This window comes from Paenisporosarcina sp. FSL H8-0542, from assembly GCF_038632915.1.
In the GTDB taxonomy this organism is placed as follows: domain Bacteria; phylum Bacillota; class Bacilli; order Bacillales_A; family Planococcaceae; genus Paenisporosarcina.
Genome location: NZ_CP152050.1, coordinates 3,347,501 through 3,373,805 on the forward strand (window position 1 = coordinate 3,347,501; position 26,305 = coordinate 3,373,805).

22 protein-coding genes and 1 riboswitch (1 of these 23 only partly in view) are annotated in these 26,305 nt (G+C 37.8%); of the genes, 8 read left to right on the plus strand and 14 right to left on the minus strand.

Going from position 1 to position 26,305, the window contains the following annotated elements; all coding sequences use genetic code 11:
- Positions 1–399, minus strand: the 5' portion of a protein-coding gene (locus tag MHH33_RS16750; protein WP_342542413.1) for an SRPBCC domain-containing protein. 51 nt of this gene lie to the left of the window's left edge; 399 of the gene's 450 nt are visible here — the first part of the coding sequence; its start codon is at positions 397–399; its stop codon lies off the left edge, out of view.
- 53 nt (positions 400–452) lie between these two features.
- A complete protein-coding gene (locus MHH33_RS16755) occupies positions 453–1,364 on the minus strand; it encodes a S66 peptidase family protein (protein WP_342542414.1) in 912 nt (303 codons plus the stop codon).
- Positions 1,365–1,733: 369 nt separating this feature from the next.
- Between MHH33_RS16755 and MHH33_RS16760 the strand changes: the two genes are divergently transcribed.
- From MHH33_RS16760 to MHH33_RS16775, 4 genes are all read left to right on the plus strand, one after another.
- Positions 1,734–2,090, plus strand: a complete 357-nt coding sequence (locus tag MHH33_RS16760) for a hypothetical protein (protein ID WP_342542415.1) — start codon at positions 1,734–1,736, stop codon at positions 2,088–2,090.
- A gap of 527 nt (positions 2,091–2,617) precedes the next feature.
- The gene (locus MHH33_RS16765; RefSeq protein WP_342542416.1) at positions 2,618–3,076 is read left to right on the plus strand and encodes a GNAT family N-acetyltransferase; all 459 of its coding nucleotides are present in this window, start codon (positions 2,618–2,620) and stop codon (positions 3,074–3,076) included.
- 191 nt (positions 3,077–3,267) lie between these two features.
- Positions 3,268–3,933, plus strand: coding sequence for an HAD hydrolase-like protein (locus MHH33_RS16770; protein WP_342542417.1), 666 nt, complete (start codon positions 3,268–3,270; stop codon positions 3,931–3,933).
- Positions 3,934–4,562: 629 nt separating this feature from the next.
- On the plus strand, positions 4,563–4,745 hold the full coding sequence (locus MHH33_RS16775; protein ID WP_342542418.1) for a hypothetical protein: 183 nt from the start codon (positions 4,563–4,565) through the stop codon (positions 4,743–4,745).
- Between the two features lie 263 nt (positions 4,746–5,008).
- Here MHH33_RS16775 and MHH33_RS16780 read toward each other — a convergent pair whose 3' ends face one another.
- The 5 genes from MHH33_RS16780 to MHH33_RS16800 all read right to left on the minus strand — a co-directional run bounded on the left by MHH33_RS16780 (position 5,009) and on the right by MHH33_RS16800 (position 10,027).
- Positions 5,009–5,794: a YqhG family protein gene (locus MHH33_RS16780; protein ID WP_342542419.1), complete on the minus strand. Its 786-nt coding sequence runs from the start codon at positions 5,792–5,794 to the stop codon at positions 5,009–5,011.
- Positions 5,795–5,820: 26 nt separating this feature from the next.
- Positions 5,821–7,353: an SNF2-related protein gene (locus tag MHH33_RS16785; protein WP_342542420.1), complete on the minus strand. Its 1,533-nt coding sequence runs from the start codon at positions 7,351–7,353 to the stop codon at positions 5,821–5,823.
- A gap of 261 nt (positions 7,354–7,614) precedes the next feature.
- On the minus strand, positions 7,615–8,355 hold the full coding sequence (locus MHH33_RS16790) for an amino acid ABC transporter ATP-binding protein (protein ID WP_342542421.1): 741 nt from the start codon (positions 8,353–8,355) through the stop codon (positions 7,615–7,617).
- Between the two features lie 16 nt (positions 8,356–8,371).
- Positions 8,372–9,127 carry an amino acid ABC transporter permease gene (locus tag MHH33_RS16795; protein WP_342542422.1) on the minus strand — a complete coding sequence of 252 codons (756 nt, stop codon included), beginning with the start codon at positions 9,125–9,127 and terminating at the stop codon, positions 8,372–8,374.
- Positions 9,128–9,187: 60 nt separating this feature from the next.
- Entirely contained in the window at positions 9,188–10,027 is an 840-nt protein-coding gene (locus MHH33_RS16800) for a transporter substrate-binding domain-containing protein (RefSeq protein WP_036659550.1), read from the minus strand.
- 136 nt (positions 10,028–10,163) lie between these two features.
- A riboswitch (Lysine riboswitch) is annotated at positions 10,164–10,346 on the minus strand.
- A 301-nt stretch (positions 10,347–10,647) separates the two neighbouring features.
- Here MHH33_RS16800 and MHH33_RS16805 point away from each other — a divergent pair.
- Genes MHH33_RS16805 through MHH33_RS16815 form a run of 3 tightly spaced genes read left to right on the plus strand, consistent with a single transcriptional unit; the run spans position 10,648 to position 14,415 of the window.
- Positions 10,648–11,970, plus strand: coding sequence for a response regulator (locus MHH33_RS16805; RefSeq protein WP_342542423.1), 1,323 nt, complete (start codon positions 10,648–10,650; stop codon positions 11,968–11,970).
- The gene (locus MHH33_RS16810; protein ID WP_342542424.1) at positions 11,967–13,010 is read left to right on the plus strand and encodes a HEAT repeat domain-containing protein; all 1,044 of its coding nucleotides are present in this window, start codon (positions 11,967–11,969) and stop codon (positions 13,008–13,010) included. The genes MHH33_RS16805 and MHH33_RS16810 overlap by 4 nt, the downstream gene beginning before the upstream one ends.
- 34 nt (positions 13,011–13,044) lie before the next feature.
- The gene (locus MHH33_RS16815; protein ID WP_342542425.1) at positions 13,045–14,415 is read left to right on the plus strand and encodes a glycosyltransferase; all 1,371 of its coding nucleotides are present in this window, start codon (positions 13,045–13,047) and stop codon (positions 14,413–14,415) included.
- Positions 14,416–14,451: 36 nt separating this feature from the next.
- On the opposite strand, the gene MHH33_RS16820 is transcribed toward MHH33_RS16815, so the two are convergent.
- The 3 genes from MHH33_RS16820 to MHH33_RS16830 all read right to left on the minus strand — a co-directional run bounded on the left by MHH33_RS16820 (position 14,452) and on the right by MHH33_RS16830 (position 21,395).
- Entirely contained in the window at positions 14,452–17,685 is a 3,234-nt protein-coding gene (locus tag MHH33_RS16820; RefSeq protein WP_342542426.1) for a hypothetical protein, read from the minus strand.
- 550 nt (positions 17,686–18,235) lie between these two features.
- Positions 18,236–20,542: an RNA polymerase recycling motor HelD gene (gene helD / locus MHH33_RS16825; RefSeq protein ID WP_342542427.1), complete on the minus strand. Its 2,307-nt coding sequence runs from the start codon at positions 20,540–20,542 to the stop codon at positions 18,236–18,238.
- Positions 20,543–20,831: 289 nt separating this feature from the next.
- The gene (locus tag MHH33_RS16830; RefSeq protein WP_342542428.1) at positions 20,832–21,395 is read right to left on the minus strand and encodes a DUF4256 domain-containing protein; all 564 of its coding nucleotides are present in this window, start codon (positions 21,393–21,395) and stop codon (positions 20,832–20,834) included.
- Positions 21,396–21,694: 299 nt separating this feature from the next.
- Between MHH33_RS16830 and MHH33_RS16835 the strand changes: the two genes are divergently transcribed.
- Positions 21,695–22,381 carry a GIY-YIG nuclease family protein gene (locus MHH33_RS16835; RefSeq protein ID WP_342542429.1) on the plus strand — a complete coding sequence of 229 codons (687 nt, stop codon included), beginning with the start codon at positions 21,695–21,697 and terminating at the stop codon, positions 22,379–22,381.
- A gap of 192 nt (positions 22,382–22,573) precedes the next feature.
- On the opposite strand, the gene MHH33_RS16840 is transcribed toward MHH33_RS16835, so the two are convergent.
- The 4 genes from MHH33_RS16840 to MHH33_RS16855 all read right to left on the minus strand — a co-directional run bounded on the left by MHH33_RS16840 (position 22,574) and on the right by MHH33_RS16855 (position 26,271).
- Positions 22,574–23,422 carry a hypothetical protein gene (locus MHH33_RS16840; RefSeq protein WP_342542430.1) on the minus strand — a complete coding sequence of 283 codons (849 nt, stop codon included), beginning with the start codon at positions 23,420–23,422 and terminating at the stop codon, positions 22,574–22,576.
- 186 nt (positions 23,423–23,608) lie between these two features.
- Positions 23,609–24,166 carry an HAD-IIIA family hydrolase gene (locus MHH33_RS16845; protein WP_342542431.1) on the minus strand — a complete coding sequence of 186 codons (558 nt, stop codon included), beginning with the start codon at positions 24,164–24,166 and terminating at the stop codon, positions 23,609–23,611.
- Between the two features lie 79 nt (positions 24,167–24,245).
- Entirely contained in the window at positions 24,246–25,103 is an 858-nt protein-coding gene (locus tag MHH33_RS16850; RefSeq protein WP_342542432.1) for a GIY-YIG nuclease family protein, read from the minus strand.
- Positions 25,104–25,164: 61 nt separating this feature from the next.
- Positions 25,165–26,271 (minus strand): hypothetical protein, encoded by a 1,107-nt coding sequence (locus MHH33_RS16855; RefSeq protein WP_342542433.1) that lies wholly within the window; start codon positions 26,269–26,271, stop codon positions 25,165–25,167.
- Positions 26,272–26,305 lie beyond the last annotated feature (34 nt).

Consider the following 26,305-nt stretch of genomic DNA (forward strand, 5'->3'; position numbering starts at 1 on the left):
AGCATCTTTATGTCCGTTTCTTGACTCATCATCTATAAAGCCTGCGTGCGTAAGACGAATTTGTGTTCCATCTCCATTTGGCTCTAGCTCTATTGTGACAACGGTTTCCGCGCCCTTTGTTCCTCCATCCCCAGTAACCCAAGTAATTTCGACAAGCCGGTCTTGCTCAATCCTTAAAAACCTTCCGTAGTGGGGATGACGTTGACCGTCAAAGGCAGTCTCAAAGAAGAAGGACGAGTTGATTTCTCCCTGCATGATGACGCTTCCTGGTGCAGCGAACCAACGATCGATCTGTGTAGTCCACGCTTGGAACAGTACATCGGGCGATGCATCCATTATGCGGTCAACCACTAAATTGAACGGTCTTGTTGAAAGGTCAGGTGTAGTAATAGGCTTCATTATTAAGTCCTCCATCTCTATTTTGAATTGAACGAAAAGCAACGCTAACTTATCTACTTAATCCATTTCTCCATAATCTTCACTTTTCTATTCGTTGCATCCAGCTCCACGTTTATGCCAATAGGCAAAGTCAGCATCGGATGCGTGTGGCAACAATCAAAATCTGCAAGAATCGGAATGTCCTTGTTCCCCATCACTTCGAGCAAAATATCATATGGAGTTCTTCCAGTACCTTGATCATCAAATAATTCATGTTTCCCCAATAGAATGCCGGAAACTTTTTCAAATACACCATTCAGCTTGAGCAGAGTGAAATTCTTTTCGACGACGGATGCCGTTTTCATCGTGTCCTCTAACAGGATAATATCCCCTTGCTGGATGTCCGGGACATATGGACTTCCCCAAATGCCATACATCGCATTTAAATTACCACCTACTAATCGGCCATGCGCCACACCTTCATTCACACATACCCATTCATTATCCCTCTGTACTTTATCACCCGTTTTAACCTCCCAGTTTAAAGGTTCATCCGTCCAAATTGACGGTGTAGGGATAATATAAGGAAGACTTTGTTCTTCGATTAACATCTCTTTGAAATAATCATATGTAAGGTCAAGAAATGGTTCGAATTCTCCGAAAGAAGGCACCAGAGCAGGTCCATAGAATGTTGGAATTCCTGTTTGGGCATAGATACCGAGCAAGATGGCGGTAGCATCAGAATACCCTATCATGATTTCCGGGTTTCGAATAAGTTCGTTTAATTCGTCGGCTCGCTCCTGGATGGTCCCTGATCTGTAATAATCTTGCTTTCCTGTAAGATTTCCTTCAATAATCTCAAAACCTTTAGATTCTAAAAAGCTTTTTGCCCGTTGAAAGCGTTTCGGTGAAGAATAAGTGATGGGTGATGAAGGTGAATAAATACCGATTTTATCCCCTTTTCGCAATCTATTTAATAGTGTCATCTGTTTTTCTCCTTTTCTATCGCCTTGCGTACTTAGTAGGTTTTCAATACTACGAAATATCACTTATATTTTTCTCTTATCTTCCGTGCCTAACACATTTGTATTTGGAATTTCTATTTCCTCAGGTGAGCCATCGTACAATCTTACCCTTATGATGGAATTCATGAGTAATTACATGCAACAGTAATTTACAACTTGTTCGATTTTGTTTACCCATTCATATTCGTTATGGAAGTTATTCCACATTAAATGTTCGAACACCTTCTTCCCCATTGGAAATAAATGGCGTTTATAAGGGGGTGAGCTCTTTTATCTTGTCCTGTGATAAAGTAAGGATTGCAAAAGAACAATTAGCGGAGGTTTAAAAAATTGATTAATTACACGTTTGATGGAACGAAGTCTACTTTTAAGAATGATATGGGTGAAGTAACAATTAAATTTAAAAAAGCAAGCGGAACCCGTGTAGACATACAAGTTGAAATGAAACATTACGCAACCAACACTTTTGCAACATATAAGAAATATATTGCATTGGTAGATAACGGGTCTTTGCAGCACTACCCTATTAAAGAATTTACAGTTCAAAGGGTTTCCGTTGGTGAATACAACACGGTAAAAAAATACTTTACGCATATTTTAGGTGAAGATGGCTATAAAGAATTTAAAGAAGTCTTTTTAAATGAATATTCATTGCGCTTAGAAATCGAGTTGAATTGGTTTATTTAACGGACTTAATTAAGTTCTTTTTCTTCCACACAAAAAAGACAGAGGAAACAACTCTTAATCCGTTCAGTTTTCTGGTACAAAAGTTTAAATAACTATGCAATTAATGTCATATAAACATACAAATTAGCATTGCTTTTAGCAGTGCTTTTTTTTGCTCGATTTTAATAATAAAAAGATTTATAACAAATATATGGAAATATAATAAATAGATATATTGATTAGCAAATTAAAGCAGACCCAGTAAAAACTTTAAAGGCCGAGCCTTGAAAGATTTATTATTAAGCTATTTGGTTGACTAACGGGGCCGGTTAGTTCAAGAAGAATGTAAAATATTATAAGAATAGATGGGAAAAAATAGTATAATTAAAAAGTCTAAAAATTCATTGATATAATTTTTAGGAAATAGTCGTTAGAGGAGGCGTTCATTATGACAAACAAAAGAATTTTTATTATTAATGACTACAAGGGGATAACGACTAATTAACAAAGTTGTTTAGCGTTGCCCCGAATTTTGAAAGGGGAAAATTATGAGTACAGAAAATGTAAAAATCGTAGAATTAAATGCAGAAAACTGGTACGGCTGTTGTGAATTAGAGGTATCAACAGAACAAAAAGAATACATTGAGCCCAATGCTATATCAATAGCTCAGTCAAAGTTTGAGCCTACATTAAAGCCATATGCTATTTACGCTGAAGAAAAAGTAGTTGGCTTTTTGATGTACAATTCTGTTCAAGAAGAACTTGATGCTTATTGGGTTTATAGAATAATGGTGGATAAGGAATTCCAAGGCAAGGGGATAGGTAAAGCTGCAACTAAGTTAATGATTTCAGAGATGGCTAAATTACCGAACGCCCAAAAAATTGTTGTAGGCTATCACCCTGAAAATTTGGGAGCACATAATTTATACTCGAGTTTGGGATTTATTGATAATGGTGATAGGTTCGGTAAGGAAATGGCAGTTATAAAAAATTTAACCGAGAGATAGGTCGATAGAATGTTTCAATAAGAAAGGATCATTCTTTGATCCTTTCTTATTGTGCTAACGGGGCTTTACTTCAATTAGGAGTGAAGCCTTTTTCTTACTTAACTAACAGGGCAGGGTAGTTCAACAAGTGCTTGATTTTTTTAAAGATTCTTATGAGTTAAGTTGGAATTTGATACAAAGGGGAGTTTAATATGGACAAATACAAAATAATTTTATTTGATTTAGACGGAACGCTTTCAGACCCTAAAGTAGGTATAACAAAGTCTGTTCAATATGCATTGCAGAAAATGCACATTATTGAGTCTGATATTGATAAACTTGAATGTTTCATTGGTCCACCACTTCAAGATTCTTTTGCTGAATACTACAATTTCGATGAGGAAAATACGCAAAAAGCAATTGGTTTTTATAGAGAAAGGTTTAGAGAGATGGGGATGTTTGAAAATGAGTTATATTCAAATATATCGTTACTATTGAAATCATTGAAAGACCTAAATTTCACTTTAGTTGTTGCAACATCAAAGCCTACTATATTTTCTGAACAAATACTAATTCATTTTAATATTGACCAATATTTTGACCTTGTTGTCGGAAGTAATCTTGATGGAACAAGAACAGCAAAAACAGAGATTATTCAATACATACTCGATATGTACAATGGGCATAAGCTAGATGATTTTATTATGATTGGTGACAAGAAGCATGATATCATTGGGGCAAATAACAACGGTATTGACTCTATTGGAGTAACTTATGGATATGGTTCATATGAAGAACTAAGTCATTCTAACCCTACTTATATTGTCAAAAGTGTTGACCAGTTAAAAGACATTTTGATTGGAAGTCAAGTCAAATAAGTGATATTTAGTTCTTGATCTGTGGTGCAGCGTTTTTTGCTGCATGGATGGCTAACGGGGAGGTTTAGGTTAAATAAGGTACTAATAATATTATAGAAATTATTAGTACCAAGTTTATTATAATTACATCAGACACAATTGTTTAACTATAACCTGATTAATATGGAGGAAATACTTAAATGAATTCCAAAGCAACAAAAAAATATTTACCTTAATCTTACTTTCTTGTTTACCCATGTAGCATTCCTTTACTCTTAATGCTGACTTTTGCAACAGAGAGCCCTCAAATTTCTGAAAAAACAACAGATATGGTATGGTATATTTTTTCTATTTTCGTAACAATTGTGGGTACTATTGTTTTGAATTTCATTTTTAAAAGAAAAATGAAATTCAGAAGAAATAACAAACAGACTTGGATGGTATTTTTTGCCCATTTAATTTTAATTCCTTTTACATATTTATTAGGTATTGAGATTTTGTATTTATTAGACTAACGGCGCAGGTTAGTTCAAAGAGTAGAATCGTTGATTAACGATTGTGTTAATTTAATCTATCTTCCTTATGAAAGCAGACCGAGGTAAATTTACATAAGTACGGCATTTTTTGTTTGAAATAAGGAGTTACTAGCAATGAAAAAAATATTACTTCGATGGTTTATTGTTCTATCAGCTTTATATACTTTAGGACATTTGCTTTTTGGTTTTGATGAAACTCGGTTGTTGAGAGTTATTACCAGTACAATTGGTGCAATTTTCTGGGGCAGTATTCTTCTCTATATGAATATAAAAGAACGAGAAGAAAAGATTTCTTAATCAACAGTTTTGTTCAACTCTACAATAAATTTCTTCAACTAACGGGTGCTTTGTTTAAGAATAAGTTTTAATCATTAATAAAGCCTGTTATATAGGCATTTTAAAAGAGCCCAATTCAATGCGAATTTGGGCTCTTTTTGTATGTTTAATATAAATTTTGTACCAGATAACTGAACGGGTTAAACAACTCTGCCTTTTTTGTATTAAGTCCATTTACTTTTTGAAAACGTCTTGGGAAATAACATAGAGTTAGATTCCAGCATTTATGATTGCATATAGAATAATCCACCATTTACTACGTCGATGTTAATTCTCGTTTGGTACTGCTCATCCATTGCTTTTTTCTCCATCTCGTAACACTCCGGTTTGTTATCCATCGCTTCATAAAAGTGTTCCAGCACTTGCCGATCTTTTTGCCATCTGCTTTTGGCTTCATCCGCCCATGTGTGGTCGTCATGCTGGATAAGGCTTTCGATTGCAGCATCCAATCGCTCTAGTCCTCGTATTGGTTTAATAATATACATTAAATCAAAGGCATTTTTTGGCATAGTGGAATCCAAATCCAGTTCACTTATCTCTTCCTGAAAACTATGTTTCATTTCCCCTGTCATCAAATTAATACCTAAAGAGTACAGTATTTCCTTCGTCTGATCGCTGAAATACGATACTTTATAGTTCACGCCTAACCATGGAGTTAATATGGGTTGGGAACCAGGATTACCGGATACCCGTTCATACATGTGGACAAATGAACCCAGATCATTGGTTGCTTGAAATATATGATTGAGCCATGGAGAACCAAAGTGCACAACTTCCCCTTTGATGTCTTCCTCCAATTTGTTTTGATCCGTAATTAACGTTATTTGAGCCGGGCTCGGAACAATGTTTGTATTTTCGACATATTGCCAATAATATGGGCGGTTCATGATTTTTTTGTCCATATCGATGGTTAATTGGACAGTGATGTAGTGGTCATGTTCTTTGACGATCTGGCAATTGTTTTCTTTAAAAAACCTCACTAAATATTCGTGGATTTGTTGTGGATACATATGATTCCTCCTCTAGATGTCTCTAATCAAATGGATTGTTTATATGTGGATAAAATACTGTCTAGCTCACCCACTGCCTTCTCAAATACATCGATTTTGACATGGAGCAACTCTAAGATATCTTTCTCAATGGTTTGTTCAATTGCCAAGTTGTAAATATGAACATCATGTTCCTGACCTAACCGGTGAACACGTCCGATGCGCTGTTCCAATTTCATCGGATTCCAAGGTAAATCGTAGTTGATGACATGGTGGCAGAACTGCAGGTTAATCCCTTCTCCACCAGATTCAGTCGCAATCAGCACCTGTGCGTGGTCTTTAAACAATTGCTTCATCCAGTCTCGTTTACTCGCCTTGAACTTCCCATTAAAGATGACACTTGTGATTCCTTTAGAATGTAAATACCATTGTAAATATGCTTGACTGGCTCGGTATTCGGTAAATAAGATGACTTTATCATTTGCCTCGGTAATAATGTCATAAGCTTTTTCAGCTTTTGCATTGACTTCGAGCGTCACCAACTTTTCAATGATTTCTTCTATATAAAGAACCGCCTTTGAATCGGTGCATTTTTGACGCATCTCGTTTAAGGTCAAATACGTAGCTTCCTTACTGCTGCACATTTCCTTTTGCAGTGTAATCATCGTGAATGCACTCGAAAATTCAGGGGATATATTCTTCAGTTCCAAAATCATTTCATAGACTTCTTTTTCTTGTGGGGTAAACTGAATCGGAATGGTTTGAACACGTCGGTTGGTCCATTCAATTCCTGTGTCCTGTCTTCGGTTTCTGACCATCACTTGATTCACTAATTCTTTTAAGAAGTCATCATTTTCCCAGCTATGTTTACTTGCGGAAAACGCTGCTTGAAACGTCTCATAATCACCGAGATGTCCAGGTTTCAGCAAGGAGATTAAATGAAATAATTCAAATAGATTGTTTTGAATGGGCGTGGCCGTCAGTAACAAACAAAACTTCTTCTTTAAATCTTGAACAAACTCATAGTTTTTTGTTTTATGATTCTTTAATTTGTGTGCTTCATCAATGATGATTAAGTCATAGTCCTGCTCATAGATATGTTCTTTATGTGGGCTCCTTTTAGCCATATCCATGCTCATGACGACGACACTGTAATGATCTAAACCATAGTTCTTTCGATAAGCAATGGCTGGAATATAAAATTTGTGGTTCAACTCTTGCACCCATTGATTGATTAAAGAAGCTGGAGCCAATATTAACGCTTTTTTCACAAGTCCCCTGATGAGGTACTCTTTCATAATTAAACCGGCTTCAATGGTTTTGCCAAGCCCCACTTCATCTGCGAGAATTGCTTTACCATTCATGCGTTCTATCACGGTTTCCGCGACTTCGAGTTGATGCTTCAATGGTGTCAGGTTAGGTAAATATTTAGGAGATTGAAGACCGGTAAATTCGGTAATCAAGTTCGACTTTACTACGTCATAACTCATCTTATATAGCGTCCAGTTATCCCAAGCTTCACGATTTTCCAATCGATTAATGAAGCCTTCTTTCCACTTAGACGACCTTTCAATAATCATAGATATCACCTCATACAACATTTTCTTTCTAATAAGATGTCCAAAAAAGAAATAGCTATGATTTTTATTTGAAAATAAATATAAAAGCCTCAATCAAATCGTGATCTTTCACATTAAGCGCAACATCAAAATCAAACTCATTTAATATATTCAACGATAAAAATCATAGATTTGCTGCATTTGAGAGACAATAAGAAAAGGGACATCCAGTAATCGGATATCCCTTTTTTGTCATGTAATTATGATTTAGAAAAGATTAATTTACATCTTTTTTAATGTTCGTTTTAAGAATTCTTTTGTACGTTCTTGCGTTGGATTATTGAAAATTTGCTCTGGACTTCCCACTTCACAAATAACACCTTTGTCCATAAATACGACACGGTCTGAAACTTCCTTTGCAAATTCCATCTCATGCGTGACGATTAGCATGGTAAGACCTGTTTCAGCAAGTTCTTTCATGACTTTAAGAACTTCTCCTACCATCTCAGGATCTAGTGCTGATGTTGGTTCATCAAACAGCATGACGTCTGGTTCCATTGACAGTGCACGTGCAATTGCTACACGCTGTTTTTGTCCACCTGACAAGTGGCTTGGTTTCGCGTTGATATATCGGTCCATTCCAACAACTTTCAGATATTTTATCGCAATTTTCTCCGCTTCTTCCTTTGAGCGCTTCAAAACTTTTACTTGTCCAATGACGCAATTGTTGAGGACATTATGATTGTTGAATAAGTTGAATTGCTGGAAGACCATTCCGAGTTTTGTTCGGTAAGCATGGATATCATGCTTGTTACCCAAAATGTTTTCATTATTATAAATGATTTGTCCGCCGCTCGGTTTTTCCAATAGATTAATGCAGCGCAGAAGAGTGGACTTTCCTGATCCCGAAGAACCAATGACACAGACCACTTCCCCTTTATTTACCGAGAAGTCAATGTCGCGCAATACTTCATGGGATCCAAAAGATTTGCTTAGATGCTGTATATCAATAACTGCTTCCATGTGAACTTCTCCTTTCTTATCGGTTACCGTTTTTTGTTGTACCAAGTACATTTTCCGGCATTCCGATCATGCTGTAATTTTTAGGTCCATCCAGTTTCCGTTCCACATATCGAAGGATTAATGTGACGGTGAATGTCATGATGAAATACAGGACACAGGCAACAAAGAACGATTCAAAATACCTGAAGTTATTTCCGGCCACTGATTTCGTTTGGAAAAACAACTCGGTAACGCCAATGACGTTAAGTACAGCCGTATCTTTAATATTGATGACAAATTGATTGCCTGTTGCCGGCAAAATGTTGCGAATGACTTGCGGCAGGACGACATGGATCATCGTCTGGAAATGATTCATGCCGATTGCCTGAGATGCTTCGAATTGGCCTTTATCAACGGACACTATTCCCCCACGGACGATCTCTGCCATGTACGCTCCTGTATTGATCGATACGATGAAGATGGCCGCAGACAATACGTCCATGCTGATGCCAAATGCCAGGGCCGATCCATAAAAGATAACCATGGCTTGCACGATCATTGGCGTGCCGCGGAAAAACTCAACATACACAGATAAAATTGTATTAATAATTTTTAATAGCCATTTTTTAGCCCCTCGTTCAGGCATTGGAATCGTTTTGATGACACCAATCAGCAATCCAATGATTGCCCCAAGAATTGTCCCGATAATGGAAATCAAGAGTGTCATACCTGCTCCACGAATGAACATCGGCCAGTTATTAGATAAAATCGTCATAATCCACTCAGTACTCATTTTTGTCCTCCTTGGAAAACGTAAAACCGGCTGCTATTGCAGCCGGTATCACGTTGTTACTTATTGTGCTGCCGGTTGATTTTTAATTGCGTTATCCATGATTTCCTGGCGTTCTTCATCTGAAATCTCTGCAAGTGCTTCATTAATTTTTTCTGTCAAGTCACTGCCTTTTTGCAATCCGACTGCAGTTGTCGTGTCTTCTACAGAAGTCTCGAAACCATCTGTAAATTCAACCATAGCGAAGTTGTCGTTAGCTGCGGAAGCACTGATTCCTTCTGGGCGTTCCGATACATATCCATCAATCATTCCTGATTCAAGTGCTACACGCATCGCCGGGAAGTTATCCATAGCAGTCTGCTTTTTCACACCTTTGATTTGATCAATCACGGAGTAATGGAATGTATTTAATTGTGCCGTTACTTTTGCTCCTTTGAAATCATGGATCGAAGCGGCGCCCTCATATTTCCCGCCCTTTTTAACAACCATGACCAATTCTGAAGTATAGTAGTTGTCCGAAAAATCGATTGACTCTTTGCGTTCAGCTGTTGGTGACATGCCAGCAATGATGGCATCGATCTTACCAGAAACCAATGCTGGAACAAGACCGTCCCATTCCGTTTTGACAATGACCAATTCTTTACCTAGCTTGTCAGCGATTCGTTTTGCAATTTCAACGTCATAGCCTCCTGCGTATTCAGCATTTCCGTCAATTCTCACTCCGCCATTTGCATCATCCATTTGAGTCCAGTTGAATGGCGCATATCCTGCTTCCATACCTACTATGAATGGATCTTTCTTTTCTGATGAACCTGTTTTCTCTGAACTGCTTGTCCCACAAGCTGTTAAAAGCAAAATGGTAGAAAGGAATATCGTTAAAAATATGGCTGATTTTTTTCTCATGACTAGTTCTCCCCTTTTGTTTGATATATGTTTTAAATCGTCTTTATAGACTAAAAAGGCCAACTCCACAAAAAAAAGACCTGAGATGAACTCAGGTCGCAATATGTATAGTTGCCCTAAATCCTCTACTTTTCCCAAATGAGATAGCACACTCAATAAACCGGGATGTTTATTGAGACAGTCCTGCAGTTCTTAACTACAGACCCAGCAAGTAATACCGAGAAATATTACTCACTTCGGCGACATTTCCTTCTCCCTAAAATCAAAGCTTTCTCAAACTCCTCTAAGGACTGTTAAATATCGCGCCTCTACCTCACCATATAAGTGAGGTTGTATTCAATTGTATTAATCAGTCTTTCAACAACATCAACAGTCTACAACAACATAAATTATCTGTCAACCAATCTAAAAATCTAGTACTTAACCTATTAGCATATGTTGTTACCATTTCTTCTATCAAAAGATAAATGATATATATATTTCCATTATGCTATCGTTATCACCAAAGACAGCACAGACTGCTACTTAACGATTTAATAGATTTCCTGAGCCATACTAACATGTATTTCTATTTACTCTATTTTGTTATAATTAACATTCAAAGTTTGGAGGTGCACAATATGGATCAACACATTCCATTTAATGAATCTAAATCTCAACCTCGGGATGAGGTGTTAATTTTACTTATTGACCCAAATATTGATTTTGTCATGGACATGAAAGATTCCTTTGACCGACATTCTATTTCTGTTTTAATTGCAACGACCGCTTCAAAAGGAATTGAATATTTCCATACCGTCAATCCAGATTTCGTGCTTATTGAAGCAAACCTGCCCGATAAAAGTGGATTTGATGTATTGCTGGAAATCAAAGATATTTCACGAGATCGATCTATACCAACCGCGATTATCTCTTCCAATCAATTAAAAGAAAATCGAATACGCGCATATGAACTAGGGGCAATAGATTTTATCAGAAAACCGATTGATTTGGATATTTTCATTCCCTTTGTATTAAACCGCGTGGCTTTTAGAAAGTCGATTACGAATAAATTACTCGTTGACGAATTAACTGGTGCATACAACAGGAAACAATTTTATATAACCAAGTCTTCTCTTTATAATCGCTACAAAATATCCAATGAATCTTTTTCAATTGCTCTCATTGACTTCGACTTATTTAAAGATTTCAATAATATTTATGGCCAGCAAAAAGGAAATGAAGTGCTACAATTTTTTGTCCAGATTGCCCAACAGACCCTACGTTCAAAGACAGACGTATTCCGTTTTGGTAGTGATGAATTTGTCTTATTGATTCGCCATAAACCAGCTCTTGTTGCTGCAAATATCGTAGAAGATATCGCTGAACAGATGCGAGAACTTTGGAATATCACCTTTTCAGCTGGGATATCGGAATGGTTTCCTTCCACTCATATCGACGGAACTTTGCTGAAGCAGGCTGACCGTGCTTTACAACAAGCCAAAAAAGCAGGCAGAAATTCCATCCATGTGTATGATGAAAATTCGTTTGCCAGTTCCCTCGCTAGCCGCTTAATGATACATATTGTTGATGATGATGCGATGGTTCGAGCATTACTTGAAAGGCAGTTCTCTGCATGGCAATCGGATACTTTTGAGATTAGTGTCCACTGCTACAATGACGGCTTTGAGTTTACGGAATCAAATTGGTATACACCACAGGATTATCACGTTGTCCTGCTAGATGGTGTAATGCCCAAAATGGACGGGTTAGAAGTCCTGCACATTGTGAAGAAAAAAGTGCAATCCGAACGTGTGCTAATTGCTATGTTGACTGACAGAAAAAATAACCAAGATATTTTGCACGCCCTCAATTCGGGCGCAGATGACTACATGCTGAAACCTTTTCATCCACAAGAGGTATTGGCCCGTATCCAGCGTCTTGTCAATAGGTTATTCCTATGAATATCCTACTTACTTTTTTTATCATTCTATTTTTTGTTTTGGCTCTTTCACAGCTGCTACTGCTGTTATTTTTAGTAATCAAGAAAATGAAAAAAAGCAAGCGAGAGATGCATGAAGACCATATTTACAAAGAAAGCATGCCTTTGTTTATTCAGTATTTATATAATGATCAAGATGTATATATCCCTCTTCCACCTGAAGAGTATCGTGTTGCAGAGAAATTGTTCAGTGATAGTATGGCGATTACAACAGATGAAGGATTGCAGCACAAGATCCGCGAGAGCGCTACATACTATTTAAGTTCATACTATAAAAGAGTACTGAATACTGGGGCTTGGCCGGCTCGTGTAAATGCACTATATTATATAGAAAATTTTCGAATGGAATCTTTACAGCCCATTCTTAAACGAAGACTGGAAGAAATCAAAATTCATGACGAAGAAAAGCAGCAATTGATACGTACCTTGGCAGCCATAGGCGATCTGTCCATTTTAGCGTATTTAGAAAAAGATCAATCAGCGACTGAAACAGTTTTTCTATCAGCGTTTACTCGCTTTCCTGACGATGCAATCCCACAGGCAGTTGAGTATGTTTCGCTTCATGGTAGTTCAAAAGCTGTCAGTTCTTTGTTAATGTATTTTGGGCTTTCGAAGAAACTGGAATATTTGCAACTCGTTGAGGAAAAATTGTTTCATGAACTTCCGGAAATGCGCATTCAAGCATTGAAAGCAATTTTCAGGATGAGCTACTTATCAGACACCAAGTTTCTGGAACCATTTTTTAAGTCCGAAATTTGGGAAGAGCGGATGTTTGCAGCAAAAATTGTAGGCGCATTGACCCTACCACAATTTGAAAGTGAACTTAGTGAGTTTCTTGGAGATCCTGTTTGGTGGGTTCGCTATTCAACAGCAGATGCTATATTGCAAACGTTTGGTGAGAGCAAGCTGCTTGAACTTTCACAAAGCCACCCTGATCCGTATGCCAGAGATATGGCATCTCAGTGTTTAAAGCTAGATAGAGAGGTTCCGTCTTATGTCTGATATTTGGATTAGGTTGTTTCAATTTTTTGCGCTAATGATTATCATTTATATGTCTTTTACGGCATTAAGCTATGTTATCTTATTTCTACTGTCTTTACGGAAAGTGTTAAGGGAAGGCAGACTGGATAAAAAAGAGACTCTGGAAGATTTGGCTATTAGTGAAAGTACGATACCCGTTTCCATAATTGTTCCTGCTTATAATGAAGAGATTGGGGTCATCAGTACCGTCCGATCATTATTGACTTTGCAATACCCACAATATGAAATCATTGTGGTGGATGATGGCTCCAAGGATCAAACTCTTTCCAAATTGATAGTTGAGTACGGATTGGTAGTGGTGGATCATGCAATTCGAAAACATATCGATACTAATCCTATCCGTAAAGTGTATAAATCTCCCATATTCCCTAATTTAGTCGTAATCTCCAAAGAAAACGGCGGTAAAGCAGATGCATTAAACAGTGGGATCAATTTAGCCAATTACCCGTTCTTTTGTGCGATTGACGGGGATTCCATATTGGAACAGGATGCGTTATTAAAAGCAATGAAACCTGTTCTTGCGGCAGATGGGAAAATTATTGCTGTTGGTGGATCCATCCGTGTTGCAAATGGCACAACGATAGCCAGAAGCAAAATAGAAGTGATTGAGCTCTCCAGTAAACCTTTGGTCATCATGCAAATTGTAGAATATTTCCGTGCGTTTTTGATTGGGCGTTTGGGATTCAGCAGATTCAATCAGCTATTGATTATCTCGGGGGCATTCGGAGTTTTTCGTAAGGACAAGGTGATACATATTGGCGGCTACCAAGAAGGTACTGTTGGAGAAGATATGGAATTGATCGTCAGGCTCCAGCGAATGATTCGTGAGGAAAAACTGGCAGACCGGATTGAATATATACCGGATCCTGTCTGCTGGACAGAAGCCCCTGAGTCTTTCAATGATTTACGGTCGCAGCGTGTTCGATGGCAAACAGGTTTAGCTGAAACGCTTTATAAACATCGAAAAATGTTCTTTAATCCAAGGTTTGGTACCATTGGCTTTGTCACATTTCCTTATTTCTTATTTGTGGAATTGCTTGGAGCAGCGTTCGAATTCATAGGATATTTACTGATTATTTTTGGGTTGTTATTTGACTTCCTCGACCCTGCAGTAGTCTTCACCCTATTCCTGGTAACGGTCATGTACGGCTCCTTTATTTCATCGCTTGCTGTCCTAATGGAAGAGATGACTATGCATAAATATCCGAAAGTCTCTCATTTGGTGAAGCTGTTCTTTTGGTCACTAACCGAGAGTTTCTGGTACCGTCCAATTATGGTTATTTGGCGTATTGAAGGTTTAATTGTCTTTTTCACCAAAAAAGCAGAATGGGGACAAATGCAGCGAAAAGGTATATCTACAGATTAAAAAGAGGTTGTGCATACGCTGCACAACCTCTTTTCTTTATGGTGTTTTGCTGAATGTTTCTTGTAGGATTAGATATGATTGTTTCAAACGCTCGCTTGAATAAGGTAGCTCCCATGCTTCCCACCGATAGCGAGACACTTCATCGACACTAATGCTAGTTGAGGTGCTTGAAGGGAAAGTCTGGATTACTTGACCCTGATTGTCCGTCACTCCAAGGGCGATTCCAATATCATCGATTTGCTGCTTGGCATCCATGCCATCGACGTATACATCACCAAAAACTTCTTTGGAACTAGGATCTTTAATATTCAACAATAGCCACGGTATGCGAATTTCCATCACACCTGTTGATGGATCGACATAATAATCTGCTAAGGAGTCATAATCCGGTGAATCAGGATTGGAATTTCCAAAACGCATTTTCCCAGTCTCATATGAAGAAAACGGGAACGACTCTCCTGTATCCGGTCTTGTAATGCCTTTATTAAGCGGCAAGCGGATTTCATTGAACAAACCACTGTTTTTAGTAGGTTTTGTTGTTGCTGAATCCATCATATTTAGTTCAATTCCGTATTGATAGTAGAAAACGTCGTAGTAAGCATCTACTTTCATTCTTGCCTCTTCTGTGGACTGGATAGATAACCAGAAATCAGCAAATGGCTGATTAAAAGTTACATCTCCCAATTCATCTACACGATCATTTCCACTGCCAGGACTAACGTCAAACAGCAATTGCGGTTTGGTGTTTTTCAGCCAATCCGTCCCAGGTTTGCCGTCAATCCTCACATATAGAAAACGTTCATCACTAGTGGCATAAAGTGCAGTAATCGGCCCTTTTCCAGACTGGTACATCGGGTCTGCATCTGCCCAATCCTCTATATCGCCATCTGTTTTTATGAGCATACGATCAAAATTCAGGAGACCAAAATTCTGTTCATTCGTTTGTGCATTTGACCAAAATGGGCGGCGATCTGCGTTGTCTAAATCCATGGTATTCCACGTTCTCTTAAACCATTCATCTTGCCAAGTAAACACAAGACCACCCATCATGCCTTCTTGAATAATATCCTCATAAAGACTAGAAAGGTAGTTACCTTGCTCTTGCTCGGTATGAAAGCCTTGGTTCCATCCAAATGGATTCACATGTGTAAGTCCACGTGATGCAGGAAGTCCAAATTCTGCAATAAGTACAGGCATTTTATGGGACGCTTTTAAATCATGTAAATAACCCGCATAGTTATTTTTCTCTCCCCGGTGGTCAATATACTCAGTGTACCGTTCCTCCAAATTCAAAAAATCTGGATAGTATGGATAGACGTGATAGGAAGCAAACATTCCTGGCATTGAAAGATTTTCTTTATAATGCATATGGTTTGGATCGACACTTGCCAAATCCTCCTGTTCCAAAGGTTCAGCTGGTTGTTCTATATTGTCGGTCGAGACCCAGTTAGTAAAGCTCATCGGTCTCGTCCATTTATACGTTTCCGCTTCATACACAGTCAATTGATCCATTTGCTGGGCTATCCACAATTCAAATCCAACGGCATTGGTTGTTTGAATATATTCCCCATTATATTGGTCCATTCCCTTGTATTTCGTTGCCATATTATCCACCATGAATGGGTACCATTCAATCCCAATCATCCACCCAATCACATACGGCGAAATATCGGCTTTATAAGTCCCATAAGCATGGCCAGGTTCTTTTGCAACTTTGGCATTTCCATGAATCACATCAGTAATTTTCTGGAATTCTTTTTGGAAACGATCCGTGATTTCCGGTGTAAATGCATCGAGTGTTTCTTCCAAAGGTGCTTCATCAATCCATACCCCATGAAATACATAGAGCGGCTTTTCATGAGATTCATTGTATTCCTTCAATGCTTCATAAAAAGCAGGGGGATGAAGCGTGTAAATTCGTATGGTATTGGCATTCATTTCTCCAATTTGTTTAAACCATCTTGCATACTCACCTTTTGTAATAGCTGCTTCCCCAGGGAAAGTTCCCGGTTTCCCCATTCCGATATTGACGCCTTTAACCGTTAATGTCTTCCATTCCCCATTTGTATATACGTCAAAACGATCGCCATTTACTTTGGCTGAGTAATTCAGACCAAGTTCATTTTGAAGAACAGAAGGTTTATGTATCAACTGTTTGTCTTTGCTACCAACGTCTTTCACATCTTCCAAAAGCACTTTCATCATTGGGACGTATGTTTTCCAAAAGAAGCTTTGTTCAGGGTAAACAAAATCGAAGGTAAACCATTCTTTTACTTTTGTTATTCCACTATATTGATAGATTGAAGGAATATCATTCGTGTCTACGAAATCACCTGCAAAATAGTACGAACTTGTCGCATCCTGTTTCTTTTCAATTACTGCCGGAAAACGGGATGGAATTCCCCATTCGTCAAGCAATGCTTGTCCCTGTTTATTTACAGGGAGTTCGAAATAAGCCAATACATTATTTTCATCCACAGCTTCGGTTATATCAAACCAATACCTGTATGGAGATTCTCCGTCCAAATTAAATTTCTTCTCGCCATTTTGTGTAAACGTCAAGTTAATGGATGCTTCATCGACATCGCCATTTTCAAGTGACAATACACGGACCATTTCTGTATTCTCTTCAATGAACACAAGGCCTTCTCCTGCAAATGACCACTTTTGATTGCCAGCCGCTTCATAGGAGTCAACTAGCCATTGTGGTATTTCCCCGTTGTCATTGGACAATTCTTTAAAGTAGCGGCCAGTCCACCCTTTTTGCTCAAACCCTAAATATTTAGATACTTCCTTCCGCACTAAAGGTTCCGTCGGTGATGAGATTGAATTAAACTCCATGATCAATGGCACATCGTTTTGATCAACAGCCTGATGAATTGACGTCCACTCACCAGAGCTTAAGCCTCCCTCGATTTTATCACTCAGTTTCTCTTGCTCTGATTCATAGATTCCATAAGTGTCTGCGACGTAAATCATATCAGCAGAACTTAAATCCTCAGGCAATCCACGTACACTTTCACTTTTGCCATCAAAGGTCACTCCAGCATAGTCTTCCTTTTCACTATAGGAATCTCCATTCGTTTTATTAATATGGGTATGGTTAAGCAACCATGTCAGACCTTTATGTTCACGCAAATCCCCGTTCGGAACGGTCTTATCCAGAATAACAATATCCAAATTTTGTGCATGCCGTTCTTCCCATAGCCATATGGCAAGCGGCAATAGCAGGACAAAAAGAAATAAGACAATCCACTTTATAAATCTCATATAACCGCACCAACTCTCAATTTATAGAATCTGCAATTCACTTACCGTTTCATTCCATCTAAAGAAAAAACCGAAAAAGAAGCCTCTGCTCACACAGGATCAGGGCTTCCCAGTAGTTTACTAAGAATTTCATTTCTTCTGCGAGTGCGTGAACACCCACTCTCGAACTTGGTAAATAGATATCACTGAAACAAATAATCACATTAATGACCATCGTTGTATAGATAAACTTGTCCGAAGACTGTTTCGGGAAATCATTACAATAAGCTCCAAACTGATTTCCAATATTCACTAAAGATTCTAACATACAAAAGCAACTTAAGAGTACGTTGTTCCAATAAAATAACTTAACGATGCAGGAACAAAGGTTTCTCGCAAATTCTATTTTTTGATAAAGCTTCAAATAATCGAAATGTGAGATTGGATTTAATAAAACATACAGCTATAAGGATGCCTCGCATAGAAATGACTGAGCGACCGCACACCGACGAAAACAATACCTTTACTAATTTTTTCATTCAATTGTAGTTAATAATCTGAATTCGGAAATTCAAGTGAAAAATGGAGTGGGTTCTCCCAGGCTATAGAGTTGTAAGTGATGCATTGCTCGCGTGCAAACGGTATAGAAGACGCGGCGCAAGCTTTCGTCTCCATAGACATGCGTTGATGCATCGTACACAATGACCGCTTCAAATTCAATGCCTTTTGATAAGTACGACGGGATGACAACAACCCCCTGTTCGTATTCCATAGAGCCCGTCGTCATCAATTTCAAGCCAGGAACAGTAGATAACCCTTCATAGGCATGACTACTTTCCTCAACGGATTTACAAATGATTGCAATACTCTGGTAGCCACGCTCTTGCAACTGCTCTACTTTCCTGCTGATGTGTTGGTGAAGTTCTTCTGTACTGTCAACTTGTTCTAAGCGAGGGCTCTCTCCTTCGCGTTCAAATGGAATAATTCGATCACCGTTTGGTATAAGTTTTCTGGTGAAGTCGACGATCGGCTTTGTCGAACGATAGCTTCGGGCTAGATAAATGACCGTTGTTTCGTTGGGTCCGTACAAATCCAACAGAGACTGGAAATCATTCGTTTGACGAGCATGCGCAAAAATCGCTTGATTAAAGTCACCCAGCACTGTCATTCGCGCGGCAGGAAATATGCGTTTGATAAATCCAAACTGAAAAGGCGAATAGTCTTGCGCTTCATCTATCACAACTTGTTTAATGGAACGATTGGTCTGGAATCCAAGAATCAACTCTTTTAAATAGACGTACGGTGTCGCATCTTCATACAACAGGTTGCCTTCATCGAGCGCTTCACATGTTCGTTCACAAATTGCCGACCATTCTTGAGGCAACTCGTATGATGAGAATCTCCGCATGTTTGTAGGGTTTTCGAAAAGCTGTCTGTAAAGCTGTTTGATATCCACAAACTGAAACGCTCGAATTCGTTTTCGCAAAGTGTTGAGTTTTTGACGGACGATCAACTGCGCGAGTGCTTTTGGACTCATGTCGTAATCCGTCATCGCCTCTCTTTCATAGCCATGTTTCTTGGCTAAGTACCGATGCGCTTTATGATAGTCGTCATTGCTTAACGAGTCCATTTTTTCTTGGACCCACGGTTTTTCCCACTCTTCTTTCGCCACTTGAGCGATTTGTTCAATCAGCCAGTCCCTTAATTTCTCGATTCGATTGAGGAGCCGAAGTGACGTGTGGTTCTCATAAAATCGATCTTCCATTTGCTTTGCGCTCACCATGAGTTTTCCGCGAAAACGAAGATCCTGGAAACACATGCCAGCGTTTCCCAAAGAACTGTGATAGGTATTGATGGCATCAAAATAATCTGTTGAAGCTTTCCATTCAATACTGGCCAATCGCGTGTGGTAGGAAGGATCTTTCGTTTTTGTGTAGACATATTCTAATTGATCGAATGGATTCTCGACTTGAAATTGTTGATCGAGTCGTTGATGCAGATATTGTTGAAAAGTCACTTGGTGCATGTTTACTTCTCCGAGTTCTGGAAGCACATTGGCGACGTAGCTGTTAAACATGGAATTTGGGGAAAATAAAATGATTTGATCGCTCGTCAGACTATCTCGATAGTGGTATAGCAAATAAGCAATTCGTTGCAGCGCGACCGATGTCTTGCCACTCCCAGCTGCACCATGCACAATTAACAATTTCCCGTGGTCATGACGAACAATTTGGTTTTGCTCCTGTTGAATGGTGGCGACAATTGAATGCATCTGCTTATCAGTGCCTTTTCCAAGCACTTGTTGCAAAATCTCATCACCAATTGTTAGAGTTGTGTCAAATATCGATTCCAACGTGCCATCACGTATGATATATTGCCACTTTTTTTCTAATGTCCCTTCAATGAAGTCTCCTGGAATCGTATATTTCGCAGGACCCGGCTGATAATCGTAATACACGCTCGAGATCGGTGCTCGCCAGTCGTAAATCAGAAAATCATCTCCACTTACGTCTTTAAGAGTGGAAATCCCGATGTAGATTTGTTCAGGCGAGGATGTGCCGTCTTCTAAAAAATCAATTCGACCGAAATAAGGGATTTTCTGCATACGCTGGAGTGTAGCTAAGCGTTTTGATGTATGGCGATGCAAGCTTTGACTGACAGCTAACGCTTCTGCTTCTTGACGCAAACCAATAATCGTTTCTAAATAATCATCAAACGAATCTGTATTTACTTTCACTTCTTCCCAAAAGTGCTTCCGAATGTTGATGACTTCTTTTTTTAGTCGTGTCGTATCTCCATCAAGTGTCTGCATTTCCTTTGAGATGACATCCATGACATGGTCCAATCGTTGTTGTTCCTGATGCAGTTCCAGTTTCATCGCAATCGCCCCTTAAAAAGTTTTCTCAAAAAGCTTGACTATTGACGGATCGGTATTGTATACTTAAAGTAAGGAATACTATACAATTCGACAAATATAAACATATCTATATAACTGTATCATATTTAACAAAACCTGTCACTAGTCGAAACGCTTTTGCGGATCGATTTCTATAGAAAAAACGACCTTGATTCACAAGGTCGTTTTTTTATTTTTATTGAATTGTTGTGAAATTTTGATTGAACATATATCAAGGCTATCTGAGATAAACCCTGCTATCCATATAACTTTAAACCTTCAATAATCCTCTAAACCCTCTCGCAGCATAATACGAATCGGCTCCATTGTGATACACAAAGACCGTGTCATAGCGACGATCACAGAACAGTGCGCCGCCGAGTTTGCGGATATCGTCTGGCGTTTGGATCCAACTGGATGTCTTGGTGTCGAATTCACCAAGCGTCTGGAGGTGTCGGTACCGTTCTTCGGTTAACAATTCAATTCCCATTTCCGCCGCTACGTCTACCACGGAGTTTTCAGGTTTGAATTTTTTGCGTGCTTCGAGGGCTGCACGGTCGTAGCATAGACTTCTGCGCTCTTTCGGACTTTCTTTGGCGCAGTCGCAGAAAAGATATTCGACAGCTTCTTCATCGTAGCCGATGACATCCGGTTCCCCGCCAGTTCGTTCCATTTCGTTTAGGGACCAAAGCTTTTCCAGACTGTCTTCTAGCTTGGTTTGCACGTCCTGCCAGTTGACTCCTTCATGACGTTCCGTGTGTTTTTCAAAGCGTTTCTGTAGTGTTTCGAGTAATTTGTTTTGTTCTTCAGTTGATAAGTTTTTGGTTGGGCTCAACGCTCTTCTCTCCTTTATCGAGTTTCTAGTATTTATGTTATAGCGTTTTTACTTCTTTCACAAATTGGTATCTTTTTTTCTGCACTCCGATGGCAAATAAGTGATTTGAATTCCACCTTTCGGGAGAGCGTCTTGATTTGGAACAATCGATTAAAAGAAACTACTTTGAGATAATTTATTAGCATCCAAAAATTGTGCTTTTTACATTATTTTCTTAATTTTATCAAAAAGAACTACTTTTAATATATACTAGTTTTATTGACTGTCATAAATAGGTTTAAATGTTGGAGGTTATCTAAATGCTCAAAAGTTTTCTAAATAAAATAATGCCAAACAACTCTTTTGATAAAACAAAAACTATTCCTTCTAATTTCCAAACTCATAAGATCTATCTTTTTGAATCAAATCAAAAAGAGTTAGAGGATATAATAAATTCCCCAATGACTACAGGGGTAGCTCCAGGATACATTTATTTTGTTCAAGAGCACATGAATGGGACATTTAAAATTGGGAAAACCAAACACATCGAAAGACGCATGAATCTTTTTGGCGTGAAATTACCTTTTGAGAATAAACTTATCTATCTTATCAAAACTGCTAATTACCATCAAACAGAAGTTGCATTTCATAAGCACTTTTCCAGTAAACGCTTAGAAGGAGAATGGTTTTTATTAACTAAAGAAGATATCTCTTGGATTAGGGCTGGTAAATATACACCGGATATTAATCAAACACTCATTCCTCAAGCAGAAGTGAAAAAAGAGTCTGTAGCTACTAATGACCCGAATGATGATAAACCACTGACACTTAAACAAATTGATTTCGCAAAAACATTGATTCAAAAATTAGATAATGAATATATATTAAATGTTAGTCCCTCGACTTTAACACAAACAGATTTAAAAAGGTTAAGCGTATACTTTAGATTTAAAAACAAGGGTGCCTTGATAAATTTGGTCAAAAGCGGCGTGTTGAAAGCCAAATAAATAATTATAAGTTACTGTCCTCGGTCTAGATTCGATGCCATTTCAGATGCTCGCTACATGAAAACCAAGAAAACGAGAGAACCCAGCCGAGTAATCACTCCGCTTGGTTCTCTTTCCTTTAGCAAACTTATGATTCAAAAATACTACGTTACGTGGAAGTTTGTCTAAATAAAATCCTCTTAAATGGTCATTTCACCCTTTTGGATTTAAATATGACCCTAATCTCCATTGATTCCATTTATTTAATTTCTCGGCTCGTCCTGGTGCAACACAATAGTCAGTAATCTCAGTGACATCACCCTGATAATCCAGAGGAAGTGAATCTTTATTTTGATGCACATATTGTGCAATATATTTCCGAGCAACAGTAATACCCGATAGGTCATCTCGAATCATTTTTGCCTTTCCATTATAAATCATCTCAACTTTATAAGGTTTATATGCTCTGCTTCCCGTAATTCTAAAGTAAAAATCATTACTCCTATTGATTCCACTAATTATTTCTTTTGGCATTCCAGAGGAACGTCTTTTGGATTGAAATTTAAACTTAAGTTCTAAGAAATTTTCCACAAGAAAAAGAAGAACTAAATCATCAGTATTAATTGCCTCTAAAGAATGAAAGACATTATCCCAGCTAAGACGAATGACTTGAATATCTTCTTTTTTTATTAATCTTTTATGGGCTGAAATTTGTCCTTCATCTAATGTTCCTCTTATTTTAAATTCAAAAAGTAAATTAAAATTTTCTCCACATATCCATGCATCTGGTATGGAACCAGAATTGTCTTCAAGTTCAGAATGTATTACTCCACTTTTATAGGGTGCAATACCGATGATGAATTCGTGCGGCTTTGTTGGTTCGGGACAAAATTTTCTTCGAGTATTTATTGATAATGAAGAAAATTGAAAATTCAAAGCTTGCAGACCTATCAAACCCTTAATAAACTGCGGTAGAATTAATTTATCATTATACTCCAAAATATTCATTAGGATATTTGTATAGTGATCTTCTTCTTGTCCCTGATAATGAAAAATGTTCATTTTTTCATCTCCTAAAATGCTTTCAACTATACAGGACTCGCGTTAACAACTCCTGCAACTATTCATCTATTACTATATGGATTTCCTTTTGAGTTAATAACTGAAGAAGAAATCACCTAAATATAATTTGATTTTGGGCTAATAAAGGAATCGAAAATCTCTTCCGAACGGCTGCTAGTAAAATTCTTATATAGAAGCTACCCCATTACTCGTAATTCCTAAGATTCCTTTTACTGCCTCCAATAAGTTCTCAGCTATGAAATCTGGTTCAATCTCTTCCCATCTATACCGCTGATCATCTAAAGAAGATTTACCCCATCCTGTTAACACCAATATCTTGGTTGCCCCTACTGCATGGGCAGCTAACATATCAGTGGATCCAACATCTCCAATAACGACACAATTCTTCAAATCTAGTTTATGTATTTTTGCTGCTTCAAGTAGCATGCCTGGTTTAGGCTTATTACAGCCACACTCATCTTCTTCACTATGTGGACAAATAAAAGCATCTGTAAATCCAAATGTATAAAACTCTTTTTGAAATTCCTCAATGGATGCCTGTCCTTTGCTTATTCGATGTTGATTCGTTAACGCAATCGTTTTTATTCCACGCTCTTTTAAAAGAGATAAAGCTTCTTCCGTAAATGAGTAAGGTTGAAAATTAGAAGGGTGAATAAAATGACCAGTGCCACCAATGGTCCCGTCCCGGTCTATGAATACTGCTTCAATATCTTGGATTTTCATTACAAACCAACTTTCCTCATAATATTAACCTCTCAAGAATAGTAGTAATCTCGTGCCCGGAGGTAAGAATTCTCACCTCTTAACTTTCTTTCTTTCGCTTATCATCTAGTCCAATCCAAAATATCCATCCATTTTGAGATTGACCAGAACATAGTTCCGCGGGAGTGCTTGGGCTATTAAATTCTACATCATCTATCAGCTTTGCTGTCATTTCATCGATTTTGATTGCTTTGCCCGATTCTATCAATTGATTATATCGTCTAAGCGAACGCTGATAGAATGTGCCACCATCATTCCAATCTTTTGTGCGTTCTAATGGAACTTTAATTTCAGAATTAGATTGAAGTATGAACTTCCCATCCACCAGACGAATTGATGCCTTATGCGGAGGGCGTGCATTAAATATTTCACTGTCTTCTTGTTGGTTATATACCATAGAAGAGACTGGATTAAATGAAATCCCCATCGCTTCAAGTAAAAACTGAATCTGTTTTGCAAATGAATTGAGTGTTGATTGGTTAAAAACGTTTACATTCGGGGCAATTGTCCGTAAGTCGCGATTTTCTAAACTGTACTGCGTTTTTGAAAACGCTTGAATAAAATAATACTCTAAATAATCAATACTCAATTTATCAAAACTATTATTATCAGTAACAAAAAGTATTCCAAACTGCCAAAAGTCTTTCTCGCGTAAATGTGATTTAATGCGCATAATACCATTCACGGATTGTCCTACATACACACTTGATTCATCTGAATCTGAAAACAAGAAATATACAGCATGATTGTTAGCATACTCAAGGGATTCAACTTTGCTCAATTGGCTTTTAGTAAAGTAAAATCCTCGAATTTGACTTGTTGGGTCTTGAAATATTCTTAGAGATGATGCGCTACTTGCATCTGGGAAATAAAGCATTAGTGTACGGTCGTTTTTCATATGTCACACTCCTATATCTATTAAACCTATTCGTTCAAAGACGTTAACAATTACAAAAATGTTACTCAATGATTATATTCTTAACTTCTTTTGTAGCTTTACTTATCCCCTCATAACTTACTCGACCATTACCAAAAAAAGGTGTGACAAGCAGATATATTGTTCGTTTCCCAATTAGATTAAACTTATGCAAGTGATACTGTTCCGTGTTAACTTTCCAACTCCTAGCCTTTTCAATGTTAATTTGAAAATGATTAAAAATCATTTCGGTTAAAGAACGATCATATGAAACAATCAACTGCACTTCGGAATTTTTGATAAGGACTTCTTTTATCAAATCAAATCTCTTCTCTTTTACGTCTTTTTCATAAGCTCGTACAGTGTTCCAAATGTTTTGGTATGGTTGAATATTTGCTCGTGAAGGTTTTGGTAAAGGCATGAGTTCAGCCAAGAAATGATTTGATTCATTTCTACCTAGCTTTTTTGAGATAAAAAGAAAGTCATTTATTGAAGTTGCATCCACTTGTTCTGATTCCAACTCCAATAAAAACGCTGCAATAAATCGCCAAACGGTTGGCCCTTTAAATGAATCTAAAGGTACACCATAAAGATTTTCCCATACGTATTGGAAATCCATTTGCAGGTTGAAGTTGGATCGACATTCCAGACTTTCATCTAATGTAAGAGTCTTATTTCTCCAGACTTCCGCTCCTCCTTCTTCCATTCCCATAAACCATATAGGTGAATTGACTTGTCCATATCCTAGCCAATTATATAAACAGGATTCAACTAAATGTTTAGATGGAATTTTACCAATTTCAGTTATCGGTTCTTTTAAAGATTCAGTTTTTGGTTTTGGAGTTCTTGCCTGGAAATCATTCATCCCATTGTTAAGAGACTTTATTGCAAAAGAGATTACTTCTTGTAACTCTTCCCGAGAAAAATTTTTAATGTTAATCCAACCACGCGAATCAACTTGATAACCTTTTGAATGAATTAGTTCATCCTGCATAAACTTACCGATAACATACCCATTACCACTTGGGTAAATTTTAGTAGCCAGTATTTTAGCTCTTTTTGCGCTTTGTGGATATACATAATCAATACGATTGCGACTAGACTCTTTTTCTTTCAATTCGGTAAAGGAAGCGAATATTGATTTTTTCATCTCATAACTGATCATGCTAAGTACTCCTTCTTTA